The following is a 17,058-nucleotide window of genomic DNA, read 5'->3' as shown; positions in this document are numbered from 1 at the left end:
GTAAATTTTATGCCTTTTGCACCGTAAAGATCACTTTTAATTTTCCCTGTCCGCTTTCCGCCCAGATTCTTTCCTCCATCCGCCCCACCATTTCCTTGACAATCGCCAATCCCAGCCCAAAACCGGTTTTATATTTCCCCCGGGAAGAATCTCCCTTATGAAACCTTTCCCAGATTTTTTTCACTTCTGCATCGCTGATGTTTACTCCGGAATTTTCAATTTCTACTCTTACCCGCTCATGATCATCAGAAGTCCGAATCACAATGTTTCCCTTTTCCGGGGTAAATTTAACGGCATTATCCAATAAATTGGACAAAATTCTTTCCACAAATAGGGGGTCGGCAAAGACCCGTACCTGATCCGCATAAAGAATCAGCGTCACACCCAGGTTTTTTTCCGTAATTAGTTTTTCGAAAGAAATTAATTTGCGCCGGATCGTTTCATGCAGTTCGAAGGCCTGCTTCCGTACTTCTACCTGTCCCTGCTGAATATTGCTTAATTCCAGAAGGTCATTGGTCATCTTAATCAGCCGTTTACTTTCCTCCAAAACAACATTCAGGTAATGCTGATGTTCTTCCTGGGGAATGGTTCCATCCACGATGCCTTCAATAAAGCCCCGGATGGAGGTCATCGGTGTGCGCAGATCGTGAGAAATATTGGCAACCAGATTTCTTCTGTTTTCCTCAATTTTCTCCAGGGATTCCGCCATATGGTTAAAGCTTTTTCCTAACTCTTCAATTTCATCGCCGGTTTCAATGGATAATCTTTTCTGAAACTCACCGTCGGCAATAATTTTAGCCGCTTCGCTGATTTCTTTCAGAGGCTGAGAGATTTTCCTGATTTGGATGTAGAGGATCCCGTAAGCGATAAGGCCGGACAGGAGGATCGCCCAAACCGTAAGCCGGTAAATATCGGCAAAGGTTTTTTGCACCTCAGGGAGGGAGGCATGAATCAGAATCCCCCCCTTAAACAAATTTTTCCAAAAGATCGGGTATCCCACGGTTAAAGAGGGTTCTTCCAGCTTGCCGCCAAAGGTGCCTTTTTCAAAGATGCTCTTCCCTTGAAATAAAGGGAGCAGCTGCTTGCCATCGATTTTTTTCCCCAAATACTTTTCCTCATGGGGGCCGGAGACCCCAAAAATCACGCCCTGGCTGTCCACCAGCCAGATCCGGGCATTTAAAAACTTGTCCAAAATCTGCAGGTCGTCAAAAAGCTTTTTTTGATCCAATTGTCCCGTATAGAGGCCCAGGACAATTTCTTGCCGGATTTTTTTACCCTGGTCCATCAGGAGCTGTTTTTTCGTTTCAATAAAATACTGGTTGAACAATTGGAGGAGGAGTAAAGCTAGGATGCCAAAGCCAATAATCAGCGTGATGCCATAGGTCAGAAACAGTCGTTTAAAAATGGTCTGTCTCATTATCTCACCTCAAACTTGTATCCCACACCCCAGACCGTTTTGATTTCCCACCGGCCCGCCTCATCGGTAAATTTCTCCCGGAGCCGCTTAATATGGACATCCACGGTGCGGGAATCACCGGTAAAATCATATCCCCAGACCTTTTCCAGAAGCTGTTCCCGGGTAAAGACCTGATTGGGGTGAAGGGCCAAAAAATAGATCAGTTCCAATTCCTTGGGCGGTATTTCGGTTTTCAGGCCTTGATAAGTAATGCTATAATCGCTCTTATTAATGATCAAATTGGGAAACACCACTTCTTCCCGGGCGCTAAAAGAGGTGGTCGTTCTGCGCAGGACCGCCTTCACCCGGGCCACCATTTCTTTGGGGTCAAAAGGCTTGACGATATAATCGTCTGCGCCCAGCTCCAGCCCCAAGACCTTATCGAAAGTCTCCCCCCGGGCGGAGAGCATAATGACAGGGATCCGGCTTACTTTTCTAATTTGGGTGCACACTTCCCAGCCATTCATTTGGGGCATCATAATATCCAACAGGACCAAATCCGGGGTCCAGGAATAAAACAATTCCATCGCCCCTTCCCCGTGGTAGGCTGTCTTTACGTCAAACATTTCTTTTTCTAAATAAATTCTCACCAGATCGACAATATTGGGATCATCGTCGACAACTAAAATTTTCGCTTTCATCTCAGCACTCCCAAAAATATCCTTTCAAGCATGAGTCAAAGGTCTAAAGTCAACAGTTACACCCTGATTTCCTTCAGCAGGCTTTGGGCAAATAATTTGGCCATTTCTTCCAGATCGAGAGTTTTCTTAATGTCGCCCGGATCATTGGCGGTAGCCATAACGGAAAAGTTGGGCGGCAAGCGAAACCCTTTATTAATATTCAAAGCGCCGATCAATTGTTTTGCTACCGCGTCGCTGCCGGAATTTCCCGAAACAATGATGGCAAAAAGCACTTTGTGATAAAAATTTTTTTTTCGATACAGGGCCGTCATCCGGTTGATCACTGCCATCAGGTTGGCGGAGATGGCATCATTATAATTCGGGCAAATCCAGATAATGGCGTTTGCTCTCTCAATGGCCGGGAAAATTTCTTTCACCACAACCCCCCCGTAAAAGCAGCTGTTCTGCTGGCTGTAATGCAGGCATTCCGTATAGGCACAACCCCGGCAATCAAGCACCATGCCCTTTTCTACATTCAATTCCTCCGTTGTATACCCATCCAGATACTTTTTTATCTCATCCCATAGCATCACGGTGTTGGAAGTTTTGCGAGAACTGGCATGGAGGGCTAAGATGCGGGGATGCTCAATTAAGGCCGGCTTGTCGTTGATGAAGCGGATTCCTTGCCGTTTACACAACTCCAGGGCAATCTGCTCCAGAGGCAGATCCAAAGCTTTTTGCCAGGTGCGCAGGTTCCGGTACCCCTGGGTTACTTCCACCAGCGGGTGTCCCAGGAAACTGCATCCCAAACGGTTGGTAAGGAAAATCAAATTTTGGGCATAGCTTTTAGTATACAATTCATTGGGACTGGCGATGAGAAGAATGGCGCTGGCACCGGCAAGAGAATGGTTCCCTCTGGCATAAAGGGCGGAAAGGATCCCTGAAATACCCGGGTTTTCTCCAATCTGGTCCAGTTGGACGGCAAAAACGATTTTCTTTTCCGTTAAATCCGGCAAATCCCGGTTTTTTTTAATGATTGCGGCAGGTATCCCCGCGGCGGACAGGATCCCTTGAATCATCCGGTCCAGGGCAGGTGATATTTTCCCTGGGGCAACTAAGTAATAAGGGGCCATGATCAAAGACTCCCCAGCATTTTATAAGTGTCTTGCAATCGATCTATTAATCTTGCGGGCAGAGGGAGCCTTTCAATTTCCCCCCCGGAAGGAGTTAGCCTGTTTTTTGCTCCCATAAAGATTCCGCCCATAAAAGTGGCGCTGTAGTGCCAGGATCCCTGCATCGTGGCAATTAAAGATAAAGCTCCCGATGACAAGGCCGGGGCGATATAGGGTTTATAACCCATGCCCCGCACGTCCAGATTTGCGGTGCGGGCTTTTTCCGTCAAATACTGAGATAACTGGTCGCTATAGTTTTCGATGCTGTCGGCGATGACCAGCCCTGCTCCGTGGGGGCCGTAGGCTCTTCCTTCCTCCAAATAATGGATGGTCTCGGCCCGTTGTTTAGCAAAATAGACAGCCCGGGCGTTCATCACACCTAACCCGTAGCCTCTGATTTTTTCCGGGGCCAGGCCCAAAAAATCCTTTTTGCCGGTTTCATCCGTATTACTGGACACAAATGCCGATTTGCACAAGAGGTCCACCGGATCGGAAACAACGGCGAAGATCCCCTGGAATCCCTTTTCCCGGGCCATTTTGGCATACTGGTTGACAATGCGGGCATTCCCGGCAAATTGGGCCAGACGCACGTCTTTTTGCTCCTGCCCCACCGGAGGAACGCCCACGGACACGCAAAAGACAAACAGATCACAGTCAAAGACTTGGTTTTCCCCTATTCCTTCTACCTGAGGATAGCACGCATCCGCAAAAGGGGAAAAAACCTGGTTTGCCTCATAATCCCATCTTTTTATTCTATTAAGATCCGTATCGTAAATGCCGATCTTGTCGATGAGCTTGCCGCCCAACAGTCTCAGTCCCGTTAAAAGCATCCCGCCTACGTCACCTAAGCCCGCAATATTGACCGTCCATTTTACGGGAAGCCGATGGTCTAAGACACTTTTCCAGTGCGGATATGCCGTATTGACAGCAGTTACTTTGCCGCCGCCTATTTTTTCCTGGAGCCAGACCGGCAAAACACGGTTCTCTTCGCGCGGTTTCAGTAATAGATTGATTCCCTCCTCTTCAGGGAAGGCCAAAGAAGCATCGGCAAGGGAAAAACTCCTGCGAAAAACCTCCGGGTTTTTATGGAACAACCAATAGACCCTGTCCCGGCATCCGGAAACAGCCTGTTCAGGTATTTCTTTTAAACCGGGGTAGGGATACGGGGAAATCAAGCCATGGTTGTCAATCTCATAATAGAACATGCCGTTCACCCTCTTGGCAGACGCTTCCCGACGGTATTAATAATAATACTGGCTGGGATAAGTCGTGTTTTTGGTCTGGTCGACAAATTGCTCAATCCTTCTCAGCATTTCCAAGTCATTTTGCAGGTAATAAGAAGGGCTGTACTTTAAATCATAATTCATATCTTGCCCCTGGTCCGGACAACGAGGAGCAATAAACACTTCTCCTAAAAGAGCTAAGGTTAATGTTCGGCCATGGGCGGCTAAATATTCTTGTTCCAGGGTAGTAAGAATATCCACGGCATTTTCAATGCAGACCTCCGACATATTATATAAGGCGCTGTTGGGGGCATCATTAAGAAAATGGGGAGCAGCATAGGGGAGAATCAGGTTTACGGAAGGAAGCAGGTTCCTTTCCGGATAAACACCTCTCCATAAAGTATCCCCCCCAATAAAGGGATATAAAATATCTTCATTGAACCAGGCTTTCAGTCTAGGGATAAAGTAGGCCCCATCCACTTTTCGGTTTTGAATGTCCATCAGTTCTTTGCCCCGACCGGACAGCAGCCCGACCATAATTTTCTCCACTTCAACCTTTGCGTCCTTGAGCAGGGGGTCAATGGCCTTGACCCGGTATCCTTTATGGAGCAGATCATCCACCAGGATCACCGGCCTGTTAAAAGACTTAAGCATCTTCATCTGATTTTCCAGGTTGAGATAGTGGGGAAAACTTCTAATGGTAAAACTCTTGATATCCGGAGCATAATACTTTTCCGTATGCAAAGCTTTGGTGACGGTATTGGGCACAATATATCGGTTTAAGATGTTGCCGAAGGGCACACACATGGCCCGTCCCAGTCTCCGGGGAAGGGCAGGAACGGTGGGAACCCCGTTTTCATCGCATATTTTTTGGATCAGTACTTCATGGATCATTTTCATGTCAAAGGTTAACACCAGGTTTCCCGGATATAAGGTGGTAAGGGCTTTTTGCAGCCTTTGCCGGGACCGGGCAATGGCGGCCTTGACATGGGAATTGCTACGCAAAGGTTCTTTAATGCCCGCTTCAACATTTAGCATTAAGGTGCAGGGCGTATTCATATTCACCAGAAAAACGGGATGGGTTTCGTTATCATAAGGCAGCCTTTGGAACCCGTGCAACTGAAGAATCTCGTTCAAATAGCGGTCGTCTTCAATTTCATTTTTATACACCGCATAGTGATACTCATCTCCCAGGCAGAAAGCCAGCGTTTCGCTGAGGATGGTCTGCTCTAAATTCTCCCAGGCAGCGGCCCGGTCCACAAAGATGCCGTCAATGATCACAATCCGGCCCACCGCATTTTCTCGGATATATTCCGAGATCATGCTATTCTTAAATTCCAGATAAAAGTCATGGGCCCGCACATTATGAAAGACCGAGAATCCTAAAATCTTCCCGCCTTGATTCACATCCCGAATGGCCATCATTTTGGCGGAAAATTTTTGGGTTAAGTCAGACAGTTTCTTTAAAACCGCACTATTATCATCCCCGGGGAAGAGCATGGAAAGCTCCTGCTCGATGCGGACCGTCATTTTTTTGATCAAATCAACTTTTATGGAAATGGTGCCGATCAAGGTCTTGTACTGGGGTTCCCGGCGGTAAAACCCGTTTTCGTAAATGTACTGCTGCGCCAAAGGGTCCACCAAACTGCTGATATCTCTATTCTCGTCAATATAATTTCTGATTTGGGTAGAGCTAATGTCTTCATATTGGAGGGGAAGCGCTAATTTAATGATCTTCCCTTTAATGGTTTTGATGGCCTCATCCAGCCCCTGGTCCACCTCATCAGGGCCATTTTTTCTTTCAAAGATAATATGAGAAAAGGTATAAATAGAATCTTCTCCTCCGGGACTCTGGTACGCGGAAGCATTTAGGATCACGTCACTGCCCACCACCATGTAAACCTCCGAGTGGGGGAAATTCGTGCGCAGTAATTTTAAATCAGCCCCATTGACGAGATTGGTGGGGCTGTCGTCCGGATAAAGGTAAATATTCAGCTCTTCGGCAATAGACATTTGAATAATATTCCGGCGCAATTTGTTCGGCAGAGTCAGCTTGGACCAGGAAAATTCATCCGTCTGCAAATATACTTCAAATCCCATATTACGGATGGTGCGGGTGATTTCCTTATGGCTTAAGGAATAGGGATCAAAAGCCCCCGGGAAAAAAGCCACCTTTTCGGGTACTTTTAATTCAATCTCACCCAGGAAAAAGACATAATCCGAAATAAAGCGATAGATATGATTCAGACCGGCGGCATTGGTCAAAAACACCAGGGTATGCTTTTTATCGTCACTGAGCAAGGTGAGCACCTTTTTGGCAAAGAGCCGGAAAATATGATTTTTTTCTTTCAAGGAGAGATGTTGGGAGCCGAATATTTCTTTCCCAATTACGCTAAAGGCCATTTGCTTAATTTGGGAATTATAATTGCCCAGACCATTGAGGAGAATACCCAGCATTTTTTCCAAACGGGCCTGAAAAGAAGGTTCCTCTTCCCGGAAGGCCTCATGGTACTGGGGATAATTTTCGATGGCCACCCCAATGGTACGGAGCAATAGATAGATGAGTTTGGGGTTAGGCTGCTTGATGTGTTGGATAAATCCTTCGATCATTTCGTCCAGTTCCACCGGCTGGAGGGAAATGAGCAGACGCCCCAAAAAATAAGGAATTTCACTGAATTGATAGCCTCGAATCTCCAAGGCACGCAGGAGCTCCACTACCACATCATTTCGTTGCTCCAGGGACAAAACCGGCACGATGCGGACTAAAGCCTCACCTGCCTGGTTGCGTATGCTTTCCACCCCGCTGGACTTCAACAAATTACAGAAATGCATGGCCGTATGCAGTGCTTCCATATGGGGATTTTCCAAAGCATATTCCACCAATATTTCCACCTGAATTTTTTTGCTCACCCAATCTACTGCCGTCTTCAGATTGCTTAAGAAAATATCGGGAATCTGCGCATAATCCATGACGCAAAAGTTGTGATATTTTTCCTTTGTGAGGCCGTCCGCATCCAGCAATTGGACAATTTTCCCTTTGATAAAGTTTTCCGGAGCAAGTCTGGAATAAACCGGTTTTTGAGTCAGCTTCCGTTTCAGATCCTGACAAAAGACGTCTTCCTTGGGCAGCAAAGGCACCAAAAACAGGGTGGTGTCCCAAGCACAAATTCTCAGGGTATTTTCCGGAGACTCGATCATTTCACCCAGGTACCGGTACAAATCCCCCAAGGAATCATCCGGATCATCCACAGGCAGATATTTCGCCGCATCAATTAAATACAACTCAAAGTCTCTCGTGTTTTTCCCGTCTTTTTGGTAATATTTTAACAGAACCTGGCGATAATCTCTTTTTTTGGCCGGGCGGCAGGTGCGAAACAAGGAAGCGATCATAGCACTGACACTATACCAGATCCAGGTCCGGTGCAAAGGAATAATCTTATGATCCGGTAAAAAGAAGAGCTGGAGATATTGGTCAAACAATTCCATGCTGGTTAATTCAGGTTTCGGCACACTTACTCCTTCCGGAACTTCTTTTTTTAATTCTTCGTCAAAAATAGCAATTAAGGTGCCGATCAGTTCGGCGCACTGGCGCCGGATGTCATCTTCCGGATGGATCATCTGTTCATACAAAAATTTGATGGTATTTAATTTTTGCTTCTGGGTGAGATAAGTAGAATATTCCTCAAAAATGCGCAAATAGGTGCGCAGGTTGTGCCAATCATTTTCACTGCGCGCCATTTCCAAAACAGTATTCAAGGACACTTCATTGCGCAACTGATACATTAAATTAATATTATGATTGATGGCAAGGTACTTGATACTTTCAATGACTTCTTTCCCTTGAAGAAGAGCGCAGTTTACCAGCCCATCCTTGGGGACGGGCCTTTGCCCCTGATGAGGATCGATGCCAATGCCCAAGGAAACCAAATAATCCTCAAAGTCCTTTAATTTTGCATATACCCGCCGGTATCTTCTTTCTTTGGCCTGATCTACATTATCCAGTTTTTGCAGGATCACATCAAAAGAGTCTGCCAAGGCGTAAATATGCATTTTTCGGCCCAGGTTTTTGACGCGAAAATCTGCGTAGATCAGGATTAAAGATTCTAATGAAAGGTTCTCCAGCTCCAGATCCCATGTGGAATGATGAATCGCCACATGACGAATATAAACGATTTGATGCCTTTTAAACCATTCTCCCGAATAATAATAATGCACATAGGGCACCCGGCTCATTTCGTTATCCCGGCAGCCAAATTTCCCAATATCATGACCTGCCGCGGCCCCGGAAACCCTGCCCAGATCGATGGGCAAGCCTGCCTCTGCCAATTGGCGGCCAATATATAAAGAAAGAAAATGCACCCCCAGGATATGGTCCAGAGAGTTAAATCCGATCACCTCTTGGTTTATTTTCATCATTTCATAAACATAATCTTTCTGAAAAGCATGGAGGAATTGTTTATATTCCTCCGGATTTTCCAGGTTGTTTTCTTCTTTCCGGGTCAAAAAATTCATGGGATATTTACTCTGCCAGGTGTCATCTTCCCCAAAACTTTTTTGGAACTCCGATACGACCCGCAAAGATTCCAAAAATAACATACACGCCTCACTTAATCCTTGAGAGGCATAAAAATCAACGGTATGGGGGAAGGATTTACCCACGGCATACCGGTAAATAAAACTCAGCCAATCCTGAGGCTCATCTTCTCCTGCAATTTCGCTTAAAACCGGCCCGCATAAGGAAAATACGTTCTGGCAGGTATAATCTTTCTTGTCTACCATCCTCTCTATCTGGCTCAAAAAATCCGGCGTTTTTACCCATCTTTTTACAGCTGGCGCCAACACAGTAAACTGTCCTAACCATTTCGGGTCCAGCAGCCTGTGCACCATGTTTTGATATAACTGCATCGAAAGGGATCTATCCACCCATACTCCTCCCACAGTATATTCTGATTCATCCGGCTTAATTGGAATTTTCTTTTAACACCACCTTAATTGTCACATAGGCGGGTTCTTCTTTCGTCTCTTCTTTCGGTTGTTCAAAGGACAGCGTGTTCATCTTGATCTCTCCGGAAGTGTTTTGAGTCAATACTTTTCCCATTGACTCCAACGAGGACAAAACCTGTTCCGTATAATCCCTCGCCACAGAAACCGTAATTTCGGCATCCTGTGTTTTCTCTCCGGAATCCGCATCAATTATGATCATGCCATCAGGTATTTTTAAGGGTAAATTGTTGATCTGCGTAATCACCTTTTGATATTCCCCCGCACCGATTTCCAGTTCCACATAAACGTTCTGAAGCATGATCTCTTCCCCCTTCTGCCCGGAGGCTTTTGCCACGCTAAACCCTTTCATGCTCCTAGAGGCATCCTCCGTCAGGTCCTGAGAAGAAGCCGGCACCGGTATCAGTTTTGGAGCAGCCGCCGCTTTCTGAAGAACTGCCATGTCAACCTGCTCACCCTTTTTTCCCCGGGCAGCCTGGCTGCCGTTTTGCCTTTTTTCTCCGCTATCGCCTGTCACTTGATTGTCGCCTGTTCCTTGACTGGCAATCTTCTTCTCTTTTTTTGGCGCCTTCACGGCATCATCAGAAATTTTTTCCCCTGTCTGGGTGCTTTCCTGGGGTTGAACCAATTCCTTTTGATCATTGGTCTCGTCCTTGGCCTTATTTTGTGCTTGGTCCATCTCACCAGATTTTACCGACTCCTGAGGCGATGATGGAGGGGCCGGCAGATCTGAGTCTTCTCTGCTGAAAAAAAGCGGGGAAAATGCCGTATACATAAAAAATAGAAGCACGGCGGCGGCACAAACAGAGATCCAGTGGGATTTAGAAAAATATTTTCCCCAGCTGCTTTTCCGATTAAAAAAAGAAGCTGCCGTTTCTTCTGTTTCTTCTTGATGGGCGCACACTAATTTATGATGAAGATCATGCTGAAAATTTATAGGCAACGGAACATCTTCCAACGTATGGATTAAACGAATGGTTCTTTTCAGCCGCATCAACTCCTGACGACAGATTTCACAACCCGCCAGGTGTTGACGAACCAAGCCCATTTCCTCCGGAGTCAGAACCTGATCCAGGTAAGGGGATAAAAGGTCTTGAATTTCTTTACAGTTCATTGTGCTCCCCTCCTTTTCCCTGATAGACGCCAAAAGTTTCAAAAAGGTTCCCCATCACTGCTGCTAATGAGCAGATCTTTTATCTTTCGCGTCTTTCAGGCTTCGGTTAAAATCCTCCAGAAACTGCTGCCCAACTTTGCTTCCCATGGCACTTAACACGATGTTTAATTTTTCCTCGGCGCTTTTCGGTCCATAGATGAGCTGCATATATCCTTTTTCCGTCTTGGCAACCGTAATTTTGGACAAATCATATTCTCTCGGCTGCATGATTCCCCGGGACACAATCAATTTTCCCTCTCCAAGGGTCAAATAAGGTCTCTGGTTAATCATATAGCCCACAAACCAAAGAATTCCTAAAATGAGCAAAATACCTGCCATGGTATAGGACCGTATTAAAAAATTAATGATCGTGCCAATGAAAAATAGAATAGATAATACCAACGGCAATAAATTATTTTTTCGGTAATTGGTCAATTTACATCGACTCCTTATAGGTTTTCTATTATCTTTTCTTTTTTTATGAAAAATTACCTTTTTTTACGGAAATTATTTTTAAATTTTCCCTGATTCTTGCCATTATTTACTTGCTTCTATCAAAAGGACGGCATGCTATACTTCCATATAAAAATCGCAAGATACCCTTGGTGGGATAAAAGAATGCCTTCGGGATCCGGGTACCGAACTAGAAAAAAGCGCGTCACTGCGCTTTTTTCTAAAAAATTTTGATCTGTACGATAACTTGTCCTTCATCCTTATGCTGCCCAAACTTGTCTATTGGGTATTCCCCGAGCTAATGACTTTTTTAGAACCCATTTTGCATTTTACATGCCATCACGGTATGTTTGCACAGTACGGCAGTCGTTACCGATCCTACCCCGCCCGGCACAGGAGTAATCTTATCCACAATCGGTTCCACAGCGGCAAAGTTTACATCACCACAGTATTTTCCCGGGTTATCAGGATCTTCATTGATGCCGACGTCAATGACCACTTGCCCGGCCTTCACGTAGTCGGCCTTTACCATCTTTGCCCGTCCCACGGCAGCGATTAAAATATCCGCCTCCCGGCACACTCCGGGCAAATCCTGGGTTTTGGAATGACATACGGTGACCGTGGCGTTTTCCCCTAATAACAGCATCGCCAGCGGCTTCCCCACCACCAGAGAACGTCCCAATACGACCGCTTTTCTCCCTTGGACAGGAATGCTGAAATGATGTAAAATCTCCATCACGGCTTGGGGAGTGCAAGGGGCAAATCCGGTTTTATCACCTACGAAGACTTTTGCGGCACTGCCCAAAGTGAGGCTATCCACATCCTTATCGGGCGAAATCAGTTCTCTGATCTTGCTTTCCTTTAAATGCTTCGGCAGCGGACTGAACATTAAGATGCCGTTTACATCCGCTCGGGCATTCACTTCTTTTACAGCCTGCTCAAAAGATTCCTGTTCAATGTTTTCCGGGTATTCAAATACCTGGCAATCCATGCCGATGGATTCACAAGTTTTTTTCGCCCCGCCCTCATAATACAAGTCATCCGGGCGGGCGCCCACGCGAATAATTGCCAGTTTGGGCACAAAGCCCTTTTCCTTGGCTTCCGTCACCTGCGCTTTTAAATTCTCTTTCATGGCGGCGGCAACGTCTTTTCCCATCAATTTTTCTGCCATTTTTTACATTCATTCCTTTCCCAGGTTAATTGTCATCCGCTTCTCTGGGGTTTCTCTTTTACTGTCCATTTAGGAGGAGATTTGCCCTAATACTAACCGGCAGACTTCATCGGCAACCTGAATTCCATCGTTTACCAAATGGTCCACTTCTTCTTTGGTCCTATGTACAAAATCCGTATCCTTAATGGTATTTAAGTTGATCACGACATTCAATTGGCCGGCGATTAAGGCTGCCCGCAGAAATACCACCCCGCATCCCACATCCGAGATTAAAAGCCTGCTGCCAATTTCCCCCATCCGCTGATGGACCTTGATTCCTTCATAGGCTTTTCTCATAATCTCCAAAGGTACGGCAATGGCATTCTTCGATTCTCTTTCCAGGGTCTCTGCCTTGATCTTCTTCTGCTCTTCCGTCTCGCTGGGTAATCCATAAGCTTGAGAAAGGGGCTCAAAGGCTTCCGCATCTTTTGCCACCAAATCCATCAGGTCCGCCTGAATTTTTAACCCCTTTTCGATCAGTTCCTTTACTTCACTTTCCACATCCGCATATTTTTTCTTTCCCACGGTAAAATTTCCCACCATTGTGGAAAGGGCAATACCAATCGCTCCTCCTAAGGCAGCCGCTCCGCCGCCACCCGGAACAGGGACTTTAGCCGCTAAAGCATCCACAAACTCCCGACAGCTCTTGTCCACCAACGACATAAAACTACCTCCTTCATATGGTCAAATATTTCCTTTCCCGTTTACTATGAATTATTATAACAATCTTTTCCGCGTTATTTCAATAATTACAGGAGAAATTTCATTAATATTCCGACGATGAAAAGTCCCCCATGGATCCTGGAGGACTTTTCATCGTTTATCCTTCTATTTTCTTCTTTTCCATAAAATTATCAAAGGTTTCGAATGGAACTACATATTGCCTGCCAACTTTTACTGCCTCAAGTTTCTTTGATTTAATTAACTCAACAATAAAAGCATAACTAAGTGGGATCTTCTCCATCAGTTCTTGAATAGTATAGCCATTTACGTTCCGGCGTTGGTGCATGTCACTGCGGTAATTTCCTACATCTTCCTTACCGACAAAATATTTTCGGCCAATCCGATATGCCGGAAGGTTGCCGTTATCAATATCCCTTTTCACCGTTCCATAGCTGGCACCAATTGCCTCTGCCACCTCTTTTAAAGTGAAAAACTCTTTTTCCACTTTTTTGTTTACGCTCATCTTACAGCCCCCCTTTCTTTTGAACAATATAAATCATTAATAGATTATACTCAAAAATTTTCCATAATATACATTGACAGGTTATAGAAAGGGAATTTTGTAATATTTATATTAAAAACCACCGGTATTAGTTGCCGGTGGTTCCATTTAGAAAAGCCTATTCCTGATTCTTTAGTGGACTTTTGCCCTAAACGTTCCATTCAATATTCTTGACAAAAAGACGGCCACTTCCGCCCTGGTTACCGGTTTTTCCGGTTTGAACAAGCCCCCTTTGTATCCGCCGGCGATGCCGTTCCCTGCTAAAGTAACGATACTGGCGTCTGCCCAGGAGAACCCCGGTTGCTTCAAATCTTTAAAAGTGATCCCGGCGGCAGGGTAGGGTAAATCGAAGGACCGGTCTAACATAACGGCCAGCTCCGCCCGGGACACATACCTTTCGGGCTTAAAGGTTCCATCCGGAAAACCGGCCACGATTCCTGCTCCTTTCACCGCAGCAATGTCCGCATATCCCCAATATCCCGGCGTGATGTCGGAAAACTGAGGTTTGCCCACATGATAGTCCAGGGACAAAACACGGTTTAACATCGCGGCAAGCTGGGCCCTGGTGATATAGTCATTGGGCCCGAACAAGCCGTCCCCGTATCCGCCCAGAATCCGGATGGGATATCCTGTGGTCAGGAACATAATGCTGTCTTTCGCCCAATGGGTAGAGGCATCCCGGAAAGGAAAAACATTGTTTCCAAAAACCAGGCTCTCAGAAAAGTCCACGTCCGGTTGGGGGTCGCCGCTTCTGCGCTTGCATTCAATAAATCCGTCATCATGGCTTCCATAACTAAAGAAAATATGCCGGGAACTAGATTCAATTTTGCCGAACTTATTCCAGTCCACTACTTTTTCCTGTTTCTTTCCGGACTGAACGGTATAGGTGTAAGTGGGATCCAGCACCACCCACCCGATCTCAGGAAGATAGATTTCCGGCCATGTGTGCCGCATCAATGTAATATCAAGGCTGCCATCTTCCCGGATATAAGGAGGAGCGTTATATTCCTTGGGCAGATATAAATAACCGCTTTTCCATCGGGCCGGTATTCCCACCGCCCGGGCTGCCGCCACAAAAAGATCCGTATAGTCCTCACAATTTCCTTCACCGGTGCGAATCGCGTTCAAAGCGCCTTTATTGGCATTAATCCCCTCTTTATAGGTCATAAATAAATTGATATCGGCAAATAATTTTTGTGCCATCAATAAGGGATTGGTTTCATTCTTCACGGCATCCCGGGTGTAATTGACAATTAAGGGATGATTCGATTCGATTTTTGTTTCCGGCTGTAAGTATTTGGGATCAATTCCTTGATAACCGGCATAATCGGAGGAAACTTGCTCGGGATCAATTTTGTATTCGATGGCAAAATTTTTCACCCCGTAGCGTTGTTGAAGGACTATTTTCTCTCCCGGCCTCAGGACCGGGATGTGAAAAACCCCCTGGCGGGTACCCGTTTTGCTCCGGATGATCTGATCGGGCCACGGGCTAAGTTCTTCGCCCAACAATTCCTGATAAACAGGCTGATTGGTATCCATTAAGGGAAGGGTCACGCTAATATCCCGGATTTCCTCCTGAGAAGGATTGCTTAAGACTATTTTATGGGTGATCGTATAAACCCAGGGATCCGATTTGGTATAATATTGCTCCCCTTGAGCATACCCATTTCCGGAAACAAACAAGCAAAACAGAAGTATGATACTGATCCTTAAACTGTTTTTTTTCAAGGTTTTCTCCTTTCCGACTAGAACCATCAGGCTTTTTGAAGCCCCTTTTTCATGACGACAAAATTCCTTCAAATATCTGTAATTTTATTATTCGCTTTCCCCTCCTGCATTCCTGCCAAAAGAACAAGCCAAAAATTGTCATTCATTTTTCCGGGCCCGTTTTTCCTATCATTCTTTTGACTAAAAAAATTAAAAAATGTTCCCTAAATAAAGAAATTTTTTCCTTAAACAGCAAGAAAACCAGGCAGATAGCCTGGAATTCTTTTTTACTTCGTAAATTGATCCCTTCTGGATCTTTTTCCTTCTCCGGATCCCCAAGAAAGCCCAAGGGCTTTCTCCTTTACACCGGATAATGGTTCACGTTTTTCTCGCTTCCTACCAAAGTAAAATCTACCTGGGCCTTTCCGGCTAAGCGCTCTTCCAAAAACTTTTTCGCCACCTGAGGGAACAGAACATAGGACAGGACATCTTCCTCTGTTTCCGCATAAAAACCGATTTCTTTTTTCGCTTCCTCCATTTGGGGCTCCAGCAAATCAGCCGGGCGTACCGTAATGGGCTGTTCCTCTCCGATCACTTTTTTTCTCACCTCTTCATTCATAGGAGCCGGAGGTTGGCCGTACAGGCCTTTCATATAGCTTTTGGTTTCATTGGATGTCATTTTGTACCGCTCGCCTACCAAAACGTTTAACACGGCCTGTGATCCTACAATTTGACTGGACGGCGTCACCAAAGGAGGAAAGCCGAAATCCGCCCGCACTCTAGGCACTTCCTCCAAAACCAGGGGCAGTTTATCCAGCGCATTCTGCTGCTGCAGTTGAGAAATAAAGTTGGAAATCATGCCACCCGGAATCTGGTAGCGGAGCACATTGGTATCTACCGTACTGTCGGCGACATCAAATTTTTTGTATTTTCCTCTTACGCCCTTGAAATACTCTGCGATCTCGGACAATTTTTCTAAGTCCAGACCGGTTGCGTGGGGAGTATGCTCCAGACTGGCTACCATCGTCTCCACCGCTGGTTGGGAGGTAGAGAGGGCGAATGGAGACATAGCACAATCCAGTACATCTACTCCCGCCTCAACGGCTTTATAATAGGCCATAGCGGCCATACCACTAGTATAATGGCAGTGTAATTGCACCGGAAGCTGAATATTTTCCTTTAAACCTTTCACTAAGTCAAAGGCCATCGTGGGCGTAATGATACCTGCCATATCTTTGATACACAGGGAGTCTGCCCCCAGATCCTTCAGAGTCTGGGCCAGCTTTAAGTAATAGGCCAAATCGTGGAAGGGGCTAATGGTATAAGAAATGGTGGCCTGAACATGGCCTCCTTCTTTTTTGGCTACAGTCATGGCCTTTTCTAAATTCCTCGGATCATTTAAGGCATCGAAGATGCGCAGGATGTCAATGCCATTGAAAATGGCTTTTTTGACAAAGGACTCCACTACATCATCGGCGTAGTGGCGATAACCGACCAAGTTCTGGCCTCTTAAAAGCATCTGAAGTTTGGTATTCTTGATCACATCCCGTAGTTTGCGCAGTCTTTCCCACGGGTCTTCATTGAGGAAACGCATACAGCTGTCAAAAGTGGCGCCGCCCCATACTTCCATGGAATAAAATCCAATTGCATCCATTTTTGCTGCAATGGGTAGCATATCCTCTACCTTCATGCGGGTAGCCAATAAGGATTGATGCGCATCACGAAAAGTGGTATCTGTAATACCAATGGGTGTAATTCCTTGAGTCATTTTGTCTCCCCCTAGCTCAACATGCATTTTCCTTTTTTTATCACAATTTCTAGTATTATATCACATTTTT

General features: G+C 45.6%; 12 protein-coding genes. All 12 read right to left on the bottom strand.

Translation table 11 applies throughout. The annotated features are described in order from the left end of the window. Positions 1-7: 7 nt before the first annotated feature. The gene (locus tag DCMF_RS01885; RefSeq protein ID WP_148132862.1) at positions 8-1,417 is read right to left on the bottom strand and encodes a sensor histidine kinase; all 1,410 of its coding nucleotides are present in this window, start codon (positions 1,415-1,417) and stop codon (positions 8-10) included. Further along, positions 1,417-2,097, bottom strand: coding sequence for a response regulator transcription factor (locus DCMF_RS01880; RefSeq protein WP_148132861.1), 681 nt, complete (start codon positions 2,095-2,097; stop codon positions 1,417-1,419). Before DCMF_RS01880 ends, DCMF_RS01885 begins: the two co-directional genes overlap by 1 nt. Positions 2,098-2,153: 56 nt before the next feature. Beyond that, positions 2,154-3,209: a flavodoxin family protein gene (locus DCMF_RS01875; RefSeq protein WP_148132860.1), complete on the bottom strand. Its 1,056-nt coding sequence runs from the start codon at positions 3,207-3,209 to the stop codon at positions 2,154-2,156. Positions 3,210-3,211: 2 nt separating this feature from the next. Then, positions 3,212-4,453 (bottom strand): Rossmann-fold NAD(P)-binding domain-containing protein, encoded by a 1,242-nt coding sequence (locus DCMF_RS01870; RefSeq protein WP_148132859.1) that lies wholly within the window; start codon positions 4,451-4,453, stop codon positions 3,212-3,214. A 36-nt stretch (positions 4,454-4,489) separates the two neighbouring features. Continuing rightward, on the bottom strand, positions 4,490-9,394 hold the full coding sequence (locus DCMF_RS01865) for a cytidyltransferase (protein ID WP_236860164.1): 4,905 nt from the start codon (positions 9,392-9,394) through the stop codon (positions 4,490-4,492). A 37-nt stretch (positions 9,395-9,431) separates the two neighbouring features. Continuing rightward, entirely contained in the window at positions 9,432-10,586 is a 1,155-nt protein-coding gene (locus tag DCMF_RS01860; protein ID WP_148132858.1) for an anti-sigma factor family protein, read from the bottom strand. A 63-nt stretch (positions 10,587-10,649) separates the two neighbouring features. Beyond that, on the bottom strand, positions 10,650-11,060 hold the full coding sequence (locus DCMF_RS01855; RefSeq protein ID WP_148132857.1) for a hypothetical protein: 411 nt from the start codon (positions 11,058-11,060) through the stop codon (positions 10,650-10,652). 328 nt (positions 11,061-11,388) lie between these two features. Further along, a complete protein-coding gene (locus DCMF_RS01850; protein ID WP_148132856.1) occupies positions 11,389-12,249 on the bottom strand; it encodes a bifunctional 5,10-methylenetetrahydrofolate dehydrogenase/5,10-methenyltetrahydrofolate cyclohydrolase in 861 nt (286 codons plus the stop codon). A 69-nt stretch (positions 12,250-12,318) separates the two neighbouring features. Further along, positions 12,319-12,945, bottom strand: coding sequence for a cyclodeaminase/cyclohydrolase family protein (locus DCMF_RS01845; protein WP_418219638.1), 627 nt, complete (start codon positions 12,943-12,945; stop codon positions 12,319-12,321). 163 nt (positions 12,946-13,108) lie between these two features. Then, positions 13,109-13,474 (bottom strand): helix-turn-helix domain-containing protein, encoded by a 366-nt coding sequence (locus DCMF_RS01840; protein ID WP_148132854.1) that lies wholly within the window; start codon positions 13,472-13,474, stop codon positions 13,109-13,111. A gap of 171 nt (positions 13,475-13,645) precedes the next feature. Next, positions 13,646-15,241 carry an S-layer homology domain-containing protein gene (locus tag DCMF_RS01835; RefSeq protein WP_214659028.1) on the bottom strand — a complete coding sequence of 532 codons (1,596 nt, stop codon included), beginning with the start codon at positions 15,239-15,241 and terminating at the stop codon, positions 13,646-13,648. 340 nt (positions 15,242-15,581) lie between these two features. Then, positions 15,582-16,988 (bottom strand): oxaloacetate decarboxylase subunit alpha, encoded by a 1,407-nt coding sequence (locus DCMF_RS01830; RefSeq protein WP_148132852.1) that lies wholly within the window; start codon positions 16,986-16,988, stop codon positions 15,582-15,584. Positions 16,989-17,058 lie beyond the last annotated feature (70 nt).

The sequence above is a fragment of the Candidatus Formimonas warabiya genome (assembly GCF_002777255.1).
Classification (GTDB): Bacteria; Bacillota; Dehalobacteriia; order Dehalobacteriales; family Dehalobacteriaceae; genus Formimonas; species Formimonas warabiya.
The sequence above is the reverse complement of the archived record's forward strand: the minus strand, read 5'-3'. Positions and strand labels throughout refer to the sequence as shown.

Coding starts and splice junctions, on each gene's coding strand:
- DCMF_RS01885 (WP_148132862.1), bottom strand. CDS start 1,417: ATGAGACAGACCATTTTTAAACGACTGTTTCTGACCTATGGCATCACG.
- DCMF_RS01880 (WP_148132861.1), bottom strand. CDS start 2,097: ATGAAAGCGAAAATTTTAGTTGTCGACGATGATCCCAATATTGTCGAT.
- DCMF_RS01875 (WP_148132860.1), bottom strand. CDS start 3,209: ATGGCCCCTTATTACTTAGTTGCCCCAGGGAAAATATCACCTGCCCTG.
- DCMF_RS01870 (WP_148132859.1), bottom strand. CDS start 4,453: ATGTTCTATTATGAGATTGACAACCATGGCTTGATTTCCCCGTATCCC.
- DCMF_RS01860 (WP_148132858.1), bottom strand. CDS start 10,586: ATGAACTGTAAAGAAATTCAAGACCTTTTATCCCCTTACCTGGATCAG.
- DCMF_RS01850 (WP_148132856.1), bottom strand. CDS start 12,249: ATGGCAGAAAAATTGATGGGAAAAGACGTTGCCGCCGCCATGAAAGAG.
- DCMF_RS01840 (WP_148132854.1), bottom strand. CDS start 13,474: ATGAGCGTAAACAAAAAAGTGGAAAAAGAGTTTTTCACTTTAAAAGAG.
- DCMF_RS01830 (WP_148132852.1), bottom strand. CDS start 16,988: ATGACTCAAGGAATTACACCCATTGGTATTACAGATACCACTTTTCGT.